The 16885-nt window shown below is 72.4% G+C and carries 17 protein-coding genes; 7 read left to right on the top strand and 10 right to left on the bottom strand.

The features are described from left to right. The first annotated feature begins 44 nt into the window (after positions 1-44). Both E4P40_RS13020 and E4P40_RS13015 read left to right on the top strand, forming a co-directional pair. Entirely contained in the window at positions 45-623 is a 579-nt protein-coding gene (locus E4P40_RS13020) for a gamma carbonic anhydrase family protein (protein WP_135159005.1), read from the top strand. Continuing rightward, entirely contained in the window at positions 620-835 is a 216-nt protein-coding gene (locus E4P40_RS13015) for a hypothetical protein (protein ID WP_135159004.1), read from the top strand. Before E4P40_RS13020 ends, E4P40_RS13015 begins: the two co-directional genes overlap by 4 nt. Here the strand turns inward: E4P40_RS13015 and E4P40_RS13010 are convergent, their stop codons facing one another. From E4P40_RS13010 to E4P40_RS13000, 3 genes are read right to left on the bottom strand one after another with little or no spacing between them, the layout of a single operon-like run. Beyond that, complete coding sequence (locus tag E4P40_RS13010) at positions 836-1591, bottom strand: succinate dehydrogenase/fumarate reductase iron-sulfur subunit (RefSeq protein WP_135159003.1); 756 nt, start codon at positions 1589-1591, stop codon at positions 836-838. It lies immediately after the preceding gene. After that, a complete protein-coding gene (locus E4P40_RS13005) occupies positions 1588-3387 on the bottom strand; it encodes a fumarate reductase/succinate dehydrogenase flavoprotein subunit (protein ID WP_209305297.1) in 1800 nt (599 codons plus the stop codon). Before E4P40_RS13005 ends, E4P40_RS13010 begins: the two co-directional genes overlap by 4 nt. Further along, complete coding sequence (locus E4P40_RS13000; RefSeq protein WP_135159002.1) at positions 3387-4217, bottom strand: hypothetical protein; 831 nt, start codon at positions 4215-4217, stop codon at positions 3387-3389. Before E4P40_RS13000 ends, E4P40_RS13005 begins: the two co-directional genes overlap by 1 nt. Before the next feature lie 215 nt (positions 4218-4432). On the opposite strand from E4P40_RS13000, the gene E4P40_RS28555 reads away from it, so the two are divergent. Further along, positions 4433-4642 carry a hypothetical protein gene (locus E4P40_RS28555; RefSeq protein ID WP_209305296.1) on the top strand — a complete coding sequence of 70 codons (210 nt, stop codon included), beginning with the start codon at positions 4433-4435 and terminating at the stop codon, positions 4640-4642. Positions 4643-4874: 232 nt separating this feature from the next. Beyond that, entirely contained in the window at positions 4875-5501 is a 627-nt protein-coding gene (locus tag E4P40_RS12990; RefSeq protein ID WP_245160310.1) for a hypothetical protein, read from the top strand. Between the two features lie 83 nt (positions 5502-5584). On the opposite strand, the gene E4P40_RS12985 is transcribed toward E4P40_RS12990, so the two are convergent. The 4 genes from E4P40_RS12985 to E4P40_RS12970 form a co-directional block, all read right to left on the bottom strand. Then, complete coding sequence (locus E4P40_RS12985; RefSeq protein ID WP_135159001.1) at positions 5585-7954, bottom strand: discoidin domain-containing protein; 2370 nt, start codon at positions 7952-7954, stop codon at positions 5585-5587. Between the two features lie 183 nt (positions 7955-8137). Beyond that, positions 8138-9649, bottom strand: coding sequence for a multicopper oxidase family protein (locus tag E4P40_RS12980; RefSeq protein WP_209305294.1), 1512 nt, complete (start codon positions 9647-9649; stop codon positions 8138-8140). Beyond that, positions 9585-10076 carry a hypothetical protein gene (locus tag E4P40_RS12975; RefSeq protein WP_135159000.1) on the bottom strand — a complete coding sequence of 164 codons (492 nt, stop codon included), beginning with the start codon at positions 10074-10076 and terminating at the stop codon, positions 9585-9587. The genes E4P40_RS12980 and E4P40_RS12975 overlap by 65 nt, the downstream gene beginning before the upstream one ends. A gap of 112 nt (positions 10077-10188) precedes the next feature. Continuing rightward, positions 10189-10419 (bottom strand): hypothetical protein, encoded by a 231-nt coding sequence (locus E4P40_RS12970; protein ID WP_135158999.1) that lies wholly within the window; start codon positions 10417-10419, stop codon positions 10189-10191. Between the two features lie 195 nt (positions 10420-10614). On the opposite strand from E4P40_RS12970, the gene E4P40_RS12965 reads away from it, so the two are divergent. Genes E4P40_RS12965 through E4P40_RS12960 form a run of 3 tightly spaced genes read left to right on the top strand, consistent with a single transcriptional unit; the run spans position 10615 to position 12722 of the window. Beyond that, complete coding sequence (locus E4P40_RS12965; RefSeq protein ID WP_135158998.1) at positions 10615-11604, top strand: LLM class flavin-dependent oxidoreductase; 990 nt, start codon at positions 10615-10617, stop codon at positions 11602-11604. Between the two features lie 53 nt (positions 11605-11657). After that, positions 11658-11822: a hypothetical protein gene (locus E4P40_RS28100; protein WP_167762220.1), complete on the top strand. Its 165-nt coding sequence runs from the start codon at positions 11658-11660 to the stop codon at positions 11820-11822. 3 nt (positions 11823-11825) lie between these two features. Further along, a complete protein-coding gene (locus E4P40_RS12960) occupies positions 11826-12722 on the top strand; it encodes a DUF1028 domain-containing protein (RefSeq protein WP_135158997.1) in 897 nt (298 codons plus the stop codon). Here E4P40_RS12960 and E4P40_RS12955 read toward each other — a convergent pair. From E4P40_RS12955 to E4P40_RS12945, 3 genes are all read right to left on the bottom strand, one after another. Further along, entirely contained in the window at positions 12719-13105 is a 387-nt protein-coding gene (locus E4P40_RS12955) for an MmcQ/YjbR family DNA-binding protein (protein WP_135158996.1), read from the bottom strand. The two genes, E4P40_RS12960 and E4P40_RS12955, sit on opposite strands and share 4 nt — an antisense overlap. Before the next feature lie 263 nt (positions 13106-13368). Next, the gene (locus E4P40_RS12950; RefSeq protein WP_135158995.1) at positions 13369-14319 is read right to left on the bottom strand and encodes a hypothetical protein; all 951 of its coding nucleotides are present in this window, start codon (positions 14317-14319) and stop codon (positions 13369-13371) included. 62 nt (positions 14320-14381) lie between these two features. Beyond that, positions 14382-16871 carry a bifunctional diguanylate cyclase/phosphodiesterase gene (locus tag E4P40_RS12945; RefSeq protein WP_167762219.1) on the bottom strand — a complete coding sequence of 830 codons (2490 nt, stop codon included), beginning with the start codon at positions 16869-16871 and terminating at the stop codon, positions 14382-14384. Between the last annotated feature and the right edge of the window lie 14 nt (positions 16872-16885).

Below are 16885 nucleotides of genomic sequence, written 5' to 3'. Positions count from 1 at the left end.
GCCGACGCGCTCGCTGCCGGCAGAGGACGACCGGGAGACGCGGAATGGCGGACAACTACATCGCGGAACTGCACTTCGGTGCACCGAAGATCGACGAGGAGGCCTTCGTCGCCCCGACCGCGGTGGTGGTTGGCGCCGTCACCATGAATGCGCGCGCCAGCATCTGGTACGGCGCAATCGCCCGCGCGGACGAGGAGGTGATCGTCCTCGGGCCCGACACGAACGTGCAGGACGGCTGCACCCTCCACTGCGACCCCGGCTTCCCGCTGCTGGTCGGCCGCGGGGTCACCGTCGGGCACCGCGTCGTGCTGCACGGCGCGCGGGTCGACGACGACGTCCTCATCGGCATGGGCAGCGTCGTGATGAACGGGGCGCGCATCGGCGCCGGGTCCATCGTCGCGGCCGGCGCCGTCGTCACCCCCGGCACCACGGTGCCGCCGGGTTCGGTCGTCGCCGGGGTGCCGGCCAAGGTCGTCCGCCAGGCCACGGACGACGACCTCGCGCACATCCGCGCCAACGCGGAGAGCTACACCGCCCGGCTGCCGGCCGCGCGCAAGGTGCGCCCCGTGGTCCGCCGTCCGCTGCCCCCCGCGGGCACCTACTTCGACGACGGTGCGCCGTGACCGACCCCCGGCCGTCGGAGGAGGACGTCGACCCCGACGACGCCCAGGCGCTGTCCCGCGCCACGGGCGGCGGCGACAGCGACGAGCCGGACGCCGGCGCCACCACGGGCACCGGTGAGTCCGGCACGTTCGTCGGCCGGGTCGCCGGGCAGGACGTCGGCTACGCGGGGGAGACCGGCGCCGAGCGGCGCCAGGCCGAGCACGAGGAGTGACTACTCCTTGCGGCGGCGCCCGATCTTCGACCCGAGGAAGGTCAGCGGGTCGAACTTGCGGTCCACCACCCGCTCCTTCAGCGGGATGATCCCGTTGTCGGTGAGGTGGATGCCCTCGGGACACACCTCGCTGCAGCACTTGGTGATGTTGCAGTAGCCGAGGCCGAACTCGTCCTGCGCGGCGTCCTTGCGGTCGACGACGTCCAGCGGGTGCATGTCGAGCTCGGCCAGGCGGATCAGGAAGCGGGGACCGGCGAAGGCCGCCTTGTTCTCCTCGTGGTCACGGATGACGTGGCAGGTGTCCTGGCAGAGGAAGCACTCGATGCACTTGCGGAACTCCTGCGAGCGCTCGACGTCGATCTGCTGCATCCGGTGGCTGCCGTCCTTCTCCCGCGGCCGGGGGGTGAACGCCGGGATCTGCGCGGCCTTGTCGTAGTTGTAGGAGACGTCGGTGACCAGGTCGCGGATGACCGGGAACGTCCGCATCGGGGTGACCGTCACGGTCTCGCCCTCGGCGAACGTGCTCATCCGGGTCATGCACATCAGCCGCGGGCGCCCGTTGATCTCCGCGCTGCACGACCCGCACTTGCCGGCCTTGCAGTTCCACCGGACGGCGAGGTCGCCGGCCTGCGTGGCCTGCAGGCGATGGATCACGTCGAGGACCACCTCGCCCTCGTTCACCGCCACCGTGAACGTCTGCAGGTCGCCGCCGGTGGCGTCGCCGCGCCACACGCGGAACGTCGCGTCGTGGGTCACGCCGGGACCTCCTCGAAGATCTCGGCCAGCTCCGAGGGCATCTGGGGGAGCGGTTGCCGGGTCAGTGCGACCGAGCCGTCGGGTGCCTGCGAGCAGATGAGGTTCGTCCTCGCCCACTCGGCATCGGTGGCCGGGTAGTCGTCGCGGGTGTGCCCGCCCCGGCTCTCCTGTCGCTCGAGCGCGGCCCGGGCGATGGCCTCGCTGACCACCAGCATGTGCGGCAGGTCCAGCGCCAGGTGCCAGCCGGGGTTGTACTGCCGGTGACCTTCGACGGAGAGGTTGGCGACCCGTTCCTTGAGCGCCGCGATCCGCTCGAGCGCCTGTTCCATCTCCGGCGCCGTCCGGATGATCCCGACCAGGTCGTGCATCGTCTGCTGCAGGTCGTGCTGCACCGTGTAGGGGTTCTCGCCGCCCTCGCGGTCGAAGGGTGCCAGCGCCGCCCGGGCGGCGTCGGCCAGGGCGTCGTCGTCCAGGTGCGTCCGGTCGATCCGCCGCAGGGCGTGCTCGGCGGCCGCGAGGCCGGCCCGGCGGCCGAAGACCAACAGGTCCGAGAGGGAGTTCCCGCCGAGCCGGTTCGAGCCGTGCATGCCGCCGGCGACCTCACCGGCGGCGAAGAGACCGGGGACGCGTGCCGCCTCGGTGTCCGGGTCGACCTCCACCCCGCCCATCACGTAGTGGCACGTCGGCCCGACCTCCATGGCCTCGGCGGTGATGTCGACCTCGGCCAGCTCCTTGAACTGGTGGTACATCGACGGGAGGCGCTTGCGGATGTACTCCGGCGTCCGGCGGGAGGCGATGTCGAGGTAGACCCCGCCGTGGGGTGTGCCCCGCCCTGCCTTCACCTCGCTGTTGATCGCGCGCGCGACCTCGTCGCGGGGGAGCAGCTCCGGCGGGCGCCGGTTGTTCTTCTTGTCGTCGTACCAGCGGTCGGCCTCGGCCTCGGTCTCCGCCGTCTCCTTGCGGAAGAAATCGGGGATGTAGTCGAACATGAAGCGGTTGCCGGCGGAGTTCTTGAGGATGCCCCCGTCACCCCGGACGCTCTCGGTGACCAGGATGCCGCGCACGGACGGCGGCCAGACCATGCCCGTCGGGTGGAACTGGACGAACTCCATGTTGACCAGCGTGGCGCCGGCCTGCATCGCCAGGCTGTGCCCGTCGCCGGTGTACTCCCACGAGTTCGAGGTGACCTTGTAGGACTTGCCGATCCCGCCGGTGGCGAGCACGACCGACGGCGCCTGCCAGGCGATGAACCGCCCCGACTCCCGCCAGTAGCCGAACGCGCCGGTGACGCCGTCGGCGTCGGTGAGGAGGCGGGTGACGGTGCACTCCATGTACACGTCGATGCCGAGGGCGACGGTGCGCTGCTGCAGGGTGCGGATCAGTTCCAGCCCGGTCCGGTCGCCGACGTGGGCCAGGCGGGCGTAGCGGTGGCCGCCGAAGTCGCGCTGGCTGATCAGGCCGTCCGCCGTCCGGTCGAACAGCGCGCCCCAGTCCTCCAGCTCGCGGACCCGGTCCGGTGCCTCCTGGGCGTGCAGCTGGGCCATGCGCCAGTGGTTGAGCATCTTCCCGCCGCGCATGGTGTCGCGGAAGTGCACCCGCCAGTTGTCCTCCGGGTAGAGGTTGGCCATGGCCGCCGCGATGCCGCCCTCGGCCATGACCGTGTGCGCCTTGCCGAGCAGGGACTTGCACACCACGGCCGTCCGGGCGCCGGACTCGTGCGCTTCGATCGCGGCCCGGAGGCCCGCACCGCCCGCCCCGACGACGACGACGTCGTACTCGTGCCGCTCGAGCTCCATCAGAAGAACCTCAGGTCGTTGATCGTGTCGGTGGCGAGCAGGAGCACGTAGAAGTCGGCGAACGCGACGCTGAACAGCGAGGCCCAGGCGAACTGCATGTGCCGGCCGTTGAGCCGCGACACCCAGCCCCAGGCCTTGTAGCGCAGCGGGTGCTTCGAGAAGTGGTTGAGCCGGCCACCGATGATGTGCCGGCACGAGTGGCACGACAGCGAGTAGAGGAACAGCAGGACCGCGTTGGCCAGCAGGATCACTGTGCCGAGCCCCATGTGGCCCCACGCGCCGGTCTCGTCGCGGAAGGCCAGCACGGCGTCGTAGAAGAGGATGACGTTGATCACCAGAGCGGCGTAGAGCGCGTACCGGTGGATGTTCTGACCGACCAGCGGCAGCCGCGTCTCCCCCGTGTAGCGGCGGTGCGGCTCACCCACGGCGCACGCCGGGGGCGACAGCCAGAACGACCGGTAGTAGGCCTTCCGGTAGTAGTAGCAGGTCATCCGGATCCCGAGCGGGAAGACCAGGATGTACAGGGCCGGCGAGATCCAGGTCGGCCCGGTGAACAGCTCCGGGAAGGTGTCTCCCTCGCACGCCGTCGTGATGCACGGCGAGTAGAAGGGCGAGATGTAGGGCTCGGAGAAGTAGTGGGCGTTCTGGAACGCCCTGAACGTCGCGTAGATGATGAACAGCACCAGGGCGACGACGGTCAGCAGTGGCTGCAACCACCACCGGTCCGTGCGCAGCGTCCGGTCGGCGATCCAGGCCCGGCGCGGGGGAGGAGCCCCGTTGCCGCCCCCGGGAGTGACGGCCCCGGTGCGGCGTGGCGCGGTCGCCGTCACGGGGCCATCGGGCCCGGCTCGCAGAAGACTCCCGTGCGCGCTGCCGCCACGCCCTGCACCAACGGCATCGCTGCCTCCAGGTTGCCGGTCCCCGCCGCCCCGCTGCGGCGAGGAGCGCAGTCGATCACGGACGTCCGGCCTGGGTAAAGCCCTTCCCGGCGGCAGTTCGGTCACCGTGCGCGTGTCCGGCGACGACACGAACCGAGGAGGCAGGGATGGCGGAGTACACGGTGAACGAGCAGGGCGTCGCGCGGGCGGAGGAGCTGATCCGGGCCCGCCAGTTCGTCCTCCGCAGCGAGTGGGGCCGCGTGCAGCCCTCGGCCGAGGACGAGAACGCCTTCCTGCGGCAGCACCCCTGGGCGGAGTACGGGGCCTGGCACCTCGGTCTCACCGAGGGCGCCACCGAGGACACCAAGGCCCGGTAGGGCTTCGTCTACGGCGACTTCCGCCGGGTGCACCGCATGGGGCTGATCGCCTGCCACTACCGGGCGGCCCACTGGGGTCACAAGGAGATCGAGCTCGCCGCCCACGAGCTGCTGCAGCTGCTGGACGCGATCCGCGCGTGACCGCGCCCGCACCCGGTCCGCACCCGTCGGGAATGCGCCAGGATGGAGGCTCCTCCACGTGTCCTCGGAAGTTCGGGAGCCCGCCGTGACGATGCCCTCCAACGAGCCTTCCCACGAGCAGCAGCCGGCCCCCATGGTCGTGCCGCGGTTCTTCATCAAGCAGCGGATCACCGTGATGGTGAACCGGTACGAGATCCGGGCGGCCAATCCGGACGGCTCCGAGGGCGCGCTGATGGCGTTCGCCGAGCAGAAGCGGATGAAGCTCAAGGAGGAGGTCATCTTCTTCACGGACGAGTCCAAGAGCCGCCCGGTGTTCTCCTTCAAGGCGCGGCAGCGACTCGACGTGCACGCCGAGCACGACGTCTTCGACGAGTACGGGCGGCCGCTCGGCTGGTTCAGCAAGCAGTTCGGGGCGAGCCTGCTGCGCTCCACCTGGAACCTGTCTGCGCCGGGGATCCAGGCCGTCGGTCAGGAGCGCCGGCTGTTCATCGCCATCCTCCGCCGGCTCTGGGACTTCATCCCCTACATCGGGGACATCTGGGTGCCTTTCGTCTTCCACTTCGACTTCGTCGACACCGCCACCGGGCAGACCGTGATGGTCAGCGAACGGAAGAAGGCCATCCGCGACCGCTACGACGTCACCGTGCCGGACCCGCGCCTGGACTTCCGGGTCGCGGCCTGCATGGCCGTCGCCCTGGACGCGCTGCAGAGTCGCTGAGCCCTCCCTCCACGACCCCGGCCCGCCCGCGCGGGGTGCGCGGGCGGGCCGAGGCGTGGATCACCGGCTGAGGCCGGCACGGCTCACGAGGCGAAGACCTGCAGGGCGGCCTTGGTCGCGTTGGCCAGCGTGCCCTGCACCGAGGTGACGGTGATGCGGAGCGACGTGGTCGCCCGCGCCGGGAATGCCAGGGTCAGCGTCTTCCCGCTGACCGCGGTGGCCGGGAGGGTCACCGTCGACCCGTCGGCGAAGGTCAGCGTCGCGCCGGTCACCCCCAGGTTGCCCGTGGGATTGGTGACGACGAGCCGGCCCGCCGTGACGGCCTGGCCCCAGTTCAGCTGGATCCAGGAACCCACGCCGTTCGACTGCGAACCCAGGCCACCGGTCAGGGTCGCCGTGGCCGCCAGGTCGACCGGCGGAGCAGGCGGAGCCGCCGGAGGGGCCGGAGCGGCCGGAGCCGGGGGAACGGCCGGAGCCGCGGGAGCCGCGGGAACGGCCGGGGCGGCCGGAGCAGCCGGTGCCGCCGGGACGGCGGTCCACGCCTGGATCTCCGCCAGCCCCACGTTGCCCGTCGTCGCGCTGACGGCGGTGATCGTGAGACGGACGCTCGTGGTCGAGCGGGCGGGGAAGCTCACCGTGGTGGCCGAGCCGTCGTTCGCCAGCGCAGGCACCGCGACGGTGGACCCGTCGGCGAAGGTGAGCGTGCCCCCGGTGATCTGGTCGTTGGCGTTCGGCCGGTCGTGCAGCACGATCCGGTCCAGCGTCACCGCGGTCGGCCAGGTCAGCTGCAGCCAGGTGCCGGCCGCGCAGCCCTGGGTCGCCCACTCCGCGGTCCAGTCGCCGGGGTACCCGTCGACGGTGCCGTCGACGGCCTTGCCCGCGGTCTGGCCGCCGGCTGCGTTCTCCGAGGAAGCCGTGACCGAGGCAGCCGCCGCGAGGTCGGCCGTGACGGCCGGCATCGTGGTGGGGGTCGGCGCCGTCGCGGTGGTCGGGGCCGTCGGCGTCCCGCACGTCGGCGCCGGAGGCGGCGTCACGGGAGCGGGTGCCGGCGCCGGGTAGGTCGGGGTCGACCCCGCGGTCCACGCCTGGAGCTCCGCGAGCCCCACGTTGCCGGTGCCGGGGCCCACGCTGGTGATCGCCATGCGCAGGCTCGTCGTCTTCCGGGCCGGGAACGTGACGGTCGTCGGGCCGCCGGCGTTGTCGAGTGCGGGCACGGCCACGGTCGATCCGTCGGAGAACGTGAGCTTCCCGCCGGTCACCCAGTCGCTGGGGTTCGGGCGGTCGTACAGCACGACGGTGTCCATCTGGATCGGCTCCAGCCAGTTGAGCTGCAGCCAGCTGCCGGCTCCGCCGCCCTGGGTCGCCCACTCGGCGGTCGAGTCGCCGGGGAACCCGTCGATGACGCCGTCGATGGCCTTCTTGGCCTGCTGACCGTTGACCCAGTCCTGCGACGAGTAGGTGACGGTCGCAGCCGGCGCGACGTTGCCGGGCGTGATCGGCCGGACGGCGTGCAGTTCGGTGGCGAGGTGCATCCGGGACAGCCACTGGCTGTCGCCCCGCGCGTCACAGGCTGCCAGGGTCTGGCACATGGACGAGTCGTAGGGCGCGTAGGCCATGAGGGCCGCCTGCTTGGCGGTCAGGTCCTTGCCGGTGACGTTGGCGCTGAGCGAGGTGCCGGGGTAGCCGAGGTAACCCACGAAGGACGCCGACGGCTTGTACTGGGCACGGGCGATCGATGCGAAGCGCGCGACGGTGTAGTGGTCGCTGTGGTCGCCCTCGTCGAAGTCGCCGAGGTGGTCGAGCGTGCGGACCGTCGTGGCGTTCAGGGTCGTGAAGACCTGGCCGAGGGTCTTGATCAGGCTCGCCGACGTGTACGTCTGGATGGGTGAGTCCACGGTCTTCAGCGACGGGATCTGGCCCAGGTAGAGCTGCTGGAGGCTGGTGAACTGCGAGGCGCTGGTGCCGCTGCCGTCCAGGTTGCCGTCCGGCAGCCGCAGGAAGGTCAAACTCACCCACGGCGCCGAGATCAGCACGCTCGAGGTGACGGTCTGGCCGCCGGTGGGCAGGCGCAGGGTCAGCCACTTGTTCGAGACGCCCGCCATCTTCGCGTAGGCCGCCTGCACGCCCTTCTCCCGGTTCTGGGAGTAGGTGGTGCCGGAGCCGGCGTCGCCGGAGGTGACGTAGACGGTGCTCACGCACTTGCGCGCGACGATGTCGTTGCGCACCGCCGGGTTCTGGAAGAAGAGGTCGTCGTCCGGGTGCGCGACGACGTTGACGGTGCAGCCGATCGCAGCCGAGGCGGGTGCGGCCAGGCCGACACCGGCTCCGACGCCGAGAACGGTGAGGACGGCGACGGCGGTGGCGGACCGGGCGGCCCGGCTGAAGCGCCCCGCGGGTCGCTGGTCGGTCAGAGTGCGGCCGGACGCGCGCCCGAGCCTGAAGAACGTGCTCACGATGTTTCCCCCCGTGGTCAGACCGCAGGCGCGGCCATCACGCACGGTAATCGGCAATGGGGGTGGAGCGCAGCCCGCTCCACCCGTAGGAGTGACGGCGCAGCTCAGCGCGCTGCGGCACCGGGCGGGGATGAGGCTGTCGTGACTATGGGTGACGGTTGAGGGCCCGTGGCGACGAGCGGCCTACTCCGGGGCGTTCCCGGCGTCGCCGCCCACCGCGAACGGCTCGGCGACACCGGCGTAGGCGAGGTGCGCGACCAGTCCGTCGCGGGCGTGGTCGAGGTTGTGGCAGTGGTCCATCCAGATACCGGGGTTGTCAGCGACGAAGGCGATCTCGTACGTCGCGCCGTCCTCGACGTTGAGCGAATCCACCACCCAGGGGCTGCCGGTGGCCTCGACCCCGTCCCGCGACAGGACGACGGCGTGGTGCCCGTGCAGGTGCATCGGATGCACGTCGCCGCTGTCGTTGCGGATCGTCATCCGGACGACGTCCCCCTCCTGGACGTGGAACATCGGGACGTCGGGGAAGAGCCGGCCGTTGACCGTCCACCAGAAGCCGGGCTTCCCGTCGAGGAAGCCGATCCGCCTGCCGACCTCGTAGGTGAAGTGCCGGTCCGCGTCGTCAGGGTCGAACGACAGCTCCGCCGGCGTGCCGTACGTCAGCAGGTCGACCGGCTCGGCGGGCTCCGGTGCCGCCGCCACCCGGGTGCCCCGCGGACCCACGACGAGTGCGGCCCCGCCGCTGGTGTCGATGCGCGCGGGCGCCTCGAGGAGGACGTCGACCCGCCCTCCCGCGGTGACCAGGAGACGTTCGTCGGTCACCTCGGTCGGCCCGTGCACGTCGGTGCCGTCGACCGCGACCACCCGGAAGCTGGCGCCGCTCACCCATGCCCGCAGCGGCCCGTTGTCGGTGTTGACCAGCCGCACGCGCACCGGGCGGCCCGGCTCGGTGACCACGGCGGAGTCCCCGGTGCGGCCGTTGATGGTGCGTCGTCCTGAGTAGGTGTGCACCGTCGCGACGACGTCCTGCTCCGCGCGCTCCCCGGGCGGCCGGACGACGAGGGTGCCGAACAGCCCACCACGGACCTGCGCGTGCGAGACCTGGTGCGAGTGGTACCAGTACGTGCCGGCGTCCTCCGCGACGAACCGGTAGACGTGCTCCCCGCCCGGCGGCACGGCGTCCTGGGTGACGCCGGCCACGCCGTCCTCGGCGTTCGGGACGTCGACCCCGTGCCAGTGCAGCGTCACACCGTCGGGCACGTCGACGTTGGTCAGCGTCACCTCGACGAGGTCACCCTGGCGCGCCTCGATCGCCGGGCCGGGGGAGGTGCCGTTGAGGGTGTAGCCGTCGACCTGCTCACCGCTGGCGAGCGCGAACCGTCCCCGGGTGGCCGCGAGCTCGACGGCGACGTCCGGCTCGCCCGAGGCCGGGCCGGTCAGCTCGGCGACGCTGCGCTCGCTGCCCGTGCCGTGCTCGTGCGCGGGCCCACCGCCGAAGTCGGTGGTGCCCATCTCCATGACGTTGTACGTCGAGGGGACCAGGCTCGACCACCACATCCAGCCGAGCGCGCCGAGGACGGCGAGCAGCAGGACGAGCGGGACGACCAGCCACCAGCGGCGGCGCGGCCGCTCAGACAGTGCGCGTCGACTGCGGCGCGGCGGAGCCGGTGCTCTGGGCCGGGACGTCGTAGCCACCCTCGCTCGACCGACGGGCGGCCTGCGTCGTGCGGGTCAGGGCGGCCGCGCGACCGGCGGCGCCGATGATGAGGAGCGCGTTGATGCCGTGCAGGGTGCCGACGACCGGCGCGCTGAAGGACACGAAGGCCAGCGCCACCTGCAGGACGATCAGGCCGAAGACGATGCCCGCCCACTGGACCGCGCCCGGGACCTCCCTGCGGGCGAAGGCGGACACGATCAGCAGGAGCAGGCCGAGCACCGGCATCACGATCAAGCCGTTCATGCCGTGGATCACGTGGCCGGCGTTGCCCTCGTAGTTCTCGTCGATCACCAGGCCGCTGTCCAGGTCGTGGATGGCGTCGAACCACCCGAAGGCGATCGCGGCCGCCTGCACCAGCACACCGAGCGCGATGAGCCCGGCGATCACACGGTAGGTCTGCTTCACGGTCGTCTGTCCCCTCCGAGACCGCCTCGACGGGGGCAGTCTTCCCCCATGACGACGCAGGTTGTACACCCGCGGACGGTCGGGGGGACAGGGCTTCGCGCGCGGGTGCGGCCTACCCGTACCCGGGCAGGCCGCCGTCGCCGTCAGGCACGACCAGCCGGTGCGGCGGAGGGTCCTCGCGGATACCGCTGAGGGGCGTGGCCGGGTCGCTGAAGGTCCCGAACGTGCCCAGTCCCACGACCGCGGCCCAGGCGGCCACGACGCCGATCGACTGGAGGACCTTCCGTCCGGTGGAGCGGCCCGTCACGGGCCGTCGGGGCGGCTCGGCCCCCGCTGCGTCCATCGTCGTCCCCCCGGCACGTCGGCGATCCTGACCCATCCCCGTCACCCGGCGTGACCACCGGACCGGACGTTCACCCGGCCGGGGCGACGCGTCACCCGCCCGTGGACGCCGGGGGAACGCTGTGTGACCGGGTGCGGGGAAGGGCGCCGGGCACCCCGGCGTTGCACGGGCAACCGACCCGAAGGGCACCTCTCCATGCGCATCCCGCTGTCCATCCTCGACCTGGCTCCCATCGCCCGCGGCGAGACCGCCGCCAGCAGCATCGCCGCCAGCGTCGCCCTCGCCCAGCGCGCGGAGGAGCACGGGTACCAGCGGGTCTGGTACGCCGAGCACCACAACATGCCCTCGATCGCGTCCTCGGCGACGAGCGTCCTCATCGCCCACGTGGGCGCCCGGACGACGAGCATCCGGCTCGGGGCCGGCGGGGTCATGCTGCCCAACCACTCGCCGCTGACCATCGCGGAGCAGTTCGGCACCCTCGAGGCGATGTACCCCGGGCGGATCGACCTCGGCCTCGGCCGCGCCCCCGGCTCCGACCAGAACACGATGTACGCGCTCCGCCGGAACCCGAACTCCGCCGACCGCTTCCCGCAGGACGTGCTGGAGCTGCAGGCCTACCTCGCCGGGGAGACCCGGGTGCCCGGCGTCGACGCCATCCCGGGCAAGGGCTCGGACGTCCCGCTCTACATCCTCGGGTCGTCGATGTTCGGTGCCACCCTCGCGGCCGCGCTCGGCCTGCCCTACGCGTTCGCGTCGCACTTCGCGCCGCAGCTCCTCGAGCCTGCCGTCGCGGCCTACCGCCGCGAGTTCAAGCCCTCCGCCCAGCTGGACGAGCCCTATGTCATCGCCGGCGTGAACGTGGTCGCCGCCGACACCGTGGAAGGGGCGCAGGACAACCTCGCCGCCGTCCGGCGCAACCTCGCGATCGGGCTCTTCGGCCGCGGTCAGAAGCTGACCGACGACCAGGCCGACGAGCTGCTCGCGCAGGGCGCGGGGCAGCACGTCGGGCAGATGCTGACCCACACCGCCGTCGGCACCCACGCCGAGATCAGCGCGTTCCTCGACGGCTTCCGGAAGATGGCCGACGCCGACGAGCTCATCGTCGCCCACCAGGCACCGACCACCGAGGCCCGGCTGCGGTCGGTCACGATCACCGCCGAGGCGATGGACGGCGTCCCGGCCTAGCGACGGCCCGGCTCCGGACGGCGGGTCCCCGTCCGCGCCCTTACGGTCGACGGATGCGCATCAGACGATCCGTCGCGACCCTGTTCACCGTCACAGCTCTGTTCTCCGGTGGGACGGCCACCCTGTCCGCCTGCGGCTCCGACACGGCGGAGGACACCGTCGAGGAGGACAGCGGGAACGACGTCGAGGAGGACGAGGGCAGCGAGGACGACGACTGACCGGTGACCTACTCGATCGTCGCCCGTGACGCCGCCACCGGGGAGATGGGCGTCGCCACCCAGTCGCAGGCCTTCGCCGTCGGCAGCAGCGTGCCCTTCGCCCTGCCCGGCCACGGCGTCATCGCCACCCAGTCGATGGCCGAGCCCATGTACGGCTCGGTCGGCCTCGACCTCCTGCAGGGCGGGTTCACCGCCCAGGAGGTCCTGACGGCGCTGAGCAGCGTCGACCCCCAGCCGGAGCGCCGCCAGGTCGCCGTCCTCGGGGTGAACGGCGACCTCGCCGCGTACACCGGGTCCTCCTGCGTGGAGGCCGCCGGGCACCTCATCGGGGAGACCTGCGTGTCGCTGGCCAACATGGCCGCGTCGCCTTGGGTCTGGGAGGCGATGGTCGAGCGCTACGAGGCCTCGGGCGGCCCGCTGGCCCAGCGGCTCCTCAACGCCCTGCAGGCGGCCGAGGAGGCCGGCGGCGACTTCCGGGGACGCCGCTCCGCGGCGATCATGGTGATCCGGCCGTCCACCACCGGCCGGCCCTGGCACGACATGGCCGTGGACCTGCGGGTCGACGACTCCGCCGACCCGGTCGCCGCCCTCGCCGAGCTGCTCGTCACCCGCGCCCGGTACCAGGACGTGGTGCGTGCGTTCCAGCAGGCGATCGACGGCGACCCCGTCACCGCCGACCGCGAGCTCGAGCTGCTGCGGCCGATGGACGCGGCCACCGAACCGGACCAGCTGATGTGGCGGGCGGTCGTCGCGGCGTTGGCCGGCCGGGAGGACGCCGCCCGGGAGATGCTCGCCGACCTCGCCGGCACCGCGCCGCAGTTCCTCGAGGCCGCCCGTCGCTTCGGCAAGGCCGGGCTGATGCCGGACGACGTCGTCCAGCGGATCGTGCCGTCGGCCTAGGGGTCCTGCGCGTGCTGCGCCGCGAGCCGCTTCGGCGCCCGGCAGGCCCACGCCTCACCGGCCAGCTCGGTCAGCGAGGACGTGTCCAGTTCCTCGAGCCGGCAGAGCACCGCCGCGAAGCCGGCGAAGTGGGACGTCGTGAAGTAGACGTCCGGCTCCTCGGCGATCAGCGCGTTCTTGGCGCCCTCGTCCGGGACGTAGGCGCCGAGCACCGGTCCGCCGGGCGCGGAGTCGCCCAGTTCGGCGACGTCCTTCTTCCTCAGCGGTCGCTCCCAGACGAAGGTCTTGTTCCGCACCTGCCAGGCCCGCGAGCCGTAGGACGTCGCCTCGCTGGTCTCGGGCAGCGCGAGGCAGATCCGCGCCACGTCGTCCCAGCTCGCCACGGGGCGACCGTAGGACGTGGCTCAGCCGGAGGCCAGAGGGTTCCCGGCGACCAGTCGCCGCGATGCCCGGGCCGCCCACGCGTCGGCGGCCGGCTCGCGCAACGAGGTCTCGTCGAGGCGCTCGAGCCGGACGCGCACGGCCGCCCCAGCCGTCGACGTGCGAGGTGGTGAAGTACGCGTCCGGCTCCGTGGCCAGCAGGGCCGCCTTCGTGCCCTCGTCGGGCACGGAGGCCACCAGCACCGGACCGTCCGGTCGCCACGGCTCAGTACCCCGCCGGGGACGGGAGGATCTCGTCCAACCAGTCGTCGTACTCGTCCTCGGTCATCGGCCGGGCGTGCGCGAGCGCCTGGTCGAGGAGGTCCTGCGGCACCCCGGGCCGGGCCGTCGCCCCGAGCCACGTCCCGTCCACGCGGCGGACCAGCTGCTGCCAGTACCCCGCTGCCGACCGCAGCCACGTCCCGCCGTCCGCCGTCGTGCAGGCGTCGAGGGTGAAGTCGCCCTCCGGCGTGTAGAAGGCGGCGGTGCAGGGGCCGCCGCCGAGCACCACACCCTCCTCCGGCATCCGCAGCAGGTGCACGACCGGCGTCTCGTCCCCGTCGACGTAGACCGTCCAGAGGTAGCCGCTCCCGGTGGTCTGCGGCGGCAGCGCGTGCAGCCCGTCGACCTGCGTCACCCACGGCCGGGCCGTCGTCCCCACCTCGGTGGCGATCAGGGACGCGCGGTTCTCCTGCGCCGCCTCCAGTCCGCGGGGCACGCCCAGCACCGCGGCCGTGCCGGCCAGGACCACGGCCGTGCCGATGCGCAGCCACCCCCGCCACTGGAGGCCCGCGATCGCCATGAAGGGCAGCGCGGCAGCCGCGTACCGCAGTGGGACCGGCAGCCCGTCGCCGACGTCCAGGCGGAGCGCGATCAGGCCGAGGACGGCGACGGTTGCCGTCCCCAGCACCCCGAGGGTGATGCCGCGGGCGACCGAGCCGTCCCGGTCGGGACCGGCGGCGGTGTCGAGCCCGACGCCGAGGAGGGAGACGACGGCGCTGACGAGGGCGAGCCCCACGAGCAGGGCCAGGACGCCGCCGAACAGGCCGGCGAGCGCCACCGGGACGCCCATGACCGCCGCGAGGATGCCCAGCGCACCGGCCCCGGCGAGGTGGGTCACCGGACGCGCGACCCCGCCCAGCCCCCTCGTGGGCGATGTCGACGGCGTCGCTGTCACGCGCGGCAGTGTGGCATCCGGCTCGTCACGGCCCTCGGACCGCCATCGACGGACCGGAGACCTCAGCTGACCGTTGCGCCCGTCGTGGAGCCGGGCCGCCGCGCAACCAACCAGGGGAGAAGGTCGTCGATCGGCATCGCGCGGGCGAGATGCCAGCCCTGGACGAGATCGCACCCGAGGACGGCCAGCAGGTCCCAGGTCGCCGCGTCCTCGACGCCCTCGGCGACCACCTCCAGGTCGAGGTGGCGGCCGAGGTCGATGATCGCGCGGACGATCGCCGCGTTCTCCGGCGCCGAGCCGAGGTCCGACACGAAGCTGCGGTCGATCTTGACCTCCTGCACCGGCAGGCGCTGCAGGTAGGCCAGCGAGGAGTAGCCGGTGCCGAAGTCGTCCACCGACAGTCGGACGCCGAGTCCCCGGAGGTCCTTCAGGACCGCCACCGCTCGCGCCGGGTCCACCATCACCGAACCCTCGGTGATCTCGAGCGTCAGCCGGTCGGCCGGCACCTCGTGGGTGGCCAGCAGGAGGCCGACCTGCCGGACGAGGTCGTCCTCGAGCAGGCTGCGGGTGGAGAGATTCACCGCGACGCCCAGTTCGTGGCCGGCGTCCATCCAGAGTGAGCAGGCGGCGAGGCTCGCGTCCAGCACCCGTGTCGTGAGCGGACCGATGAGCCCGTTGCGCTCGGCGACGGGGATGAACTCGTCGGGCGGGATCCAGCCCAGCGACGCGTGGTGCCACCTGACCAGGGCCTCGACCCCGGTGACCCGCCCGTCCGCCAGTGCGGCCTGCGGCTGGACGTACACCTCGATCCGGCCGTCGTGGACGGCCGAACGCAGGTCGGACACCAGCGTCAGCCGCCGCGGACTGTCGTTCTCGAGGTCGGGGGTGTAGATGCGGACCCGACTCGTCGAGCTCTTCGCGTCCTGCATCGCCATGTCGGCGCACTTCAGCAGCGAGTCGGCGTCGGTCGCGTGCTGCGGGGCCAGTGCGATCCCGGCGGACGCCCCGATCCCTACCGGCATCCCGTCGAGTTGCACGGGCCGCTCGAGCGCCCGGAGGGCACGCCGGGCGAGGTGCACCACGTGCTCGGGGTCCTTGGCCGCCGGGAGGACCACCGCGAACTCGTCGGCGCCGAGCCGGGCCACCGTTCCGGCGGCCCCGACGACCCGTTCGAGGCGGAGAGCCACCTCGCGCAGCAGCTCGTCACCCTGTCGGTGGCCGAGGGTCTCGTTGACCTGCTTGAACTCGTCGAGATCCAGCACCACGACGGCGAGGGAGTCCACCGGTCCGTCCGACGCCGGGGCGAGCGACGTCACGAGACGTCGGTGGACGTCGGCTCGGTTCGGCAGGCCGGTGAGGGCGTCGTGCAAGGAGTCGTGCCGGAGCTGCCCGATGAGTTCGCCGTTGCGCAGGGCGACGGCTGCGTGGCTGGCCACCGTCTCGAGCAGCAGTGCGTCGTCCTCCTCGAACGTGCGCACGTCGCCGAGCCGATCGGCCACCACCAGGGCTCCGACGATCCCGGAGGCTCCGGTGAGCGGCACCACGATGGCGTCGCGCATGCCGTAGGTCTGCAGCCACCGCCGGGCCTCGGGCACGCGCGTGGACCGGGGCAGGACGATCGGCCGACCGCCGTCGATCACCTGCCGGAGCAGCCACGCGTCCTCGCTCCCGGCCGGCTCCTCCGACCGCGACAGGTGCCCTGCGGCATCGAGGCGGACGCGGGCCAGCAGCTGCCCGTCGGGGCCGGTGAAGGCAGCGGTCGCGCGCTCCGAACGGAGCAGTTCCCTCGCCTCCTCGAGCACGTTGCGCATGACCTCGTCGAGTTCCGAGGAGCCGGCGACCGCCTGGCTGAACCGGTAGAGGCGCTCGAGATCCATGTGGCGTTCGGTCAGGGAGGCGTAACTCCGGAAGGCCAGCAGCATGAGAACCCCGAACGCGAGGAGCAGCCACGCGCTGACGGGGGCCGCGGACAGGCCGATGACGCTGACCAGGCCGACGGTCACGGCGAGGGCGGGAACCTTCAGCGACCCGGCACCCGAGAGCAGCGACCGGACATTCACCCCGCCGTCGCGAACCGCGATGACGCACGAGATCGCGACGGCGCCCATCAGGTCGGCGATGAACGCGGCCGCGTAGGCCGCACCCCACGAGACGGGTCCGACGCCGGGCTCTGCGGGAGCCAGTGCCAGGAACACGCTGATCGTCACGGTCGTCTCCGCCAGGACCAGCGAGAGATTGAAGGCGATCTTCAAGGGAGGAGACCGTCGGTAGACGATCATGGCGGCGGCGCAGCCGATCAACCGGCCGGCCAGCAGTGCCCCCGGCGCGGCGAAGAAGAGGCCCAGGACGACGGGGATCTCGCTCAGCGAGACGGTCTGGGTCTCCCGTCGCGCCTGCACGTTGAGCACGAACACGTCGGTGGCCGCGAACGCGAGCGCGACCGCCCACCAGGGCAGGTGCACGTCCGGCAGGTACGCGGTGCGTTCCGCGTGGAGGGGGCCGAGGATCGCCGCGATCGCCAGCAGCCCGGCGATCAGCCCGGTGATGCACACGGCCTGCCTGGACC

This window comes from Blastococcus sp. CT_GayMR20 (genome assembly GCF_004570345.1).
The sequence above is the reverse complement of the archived record's forward strand: the minus strand, read 5'-3'. Positions and strand labels throughout refer to the sequence as shown.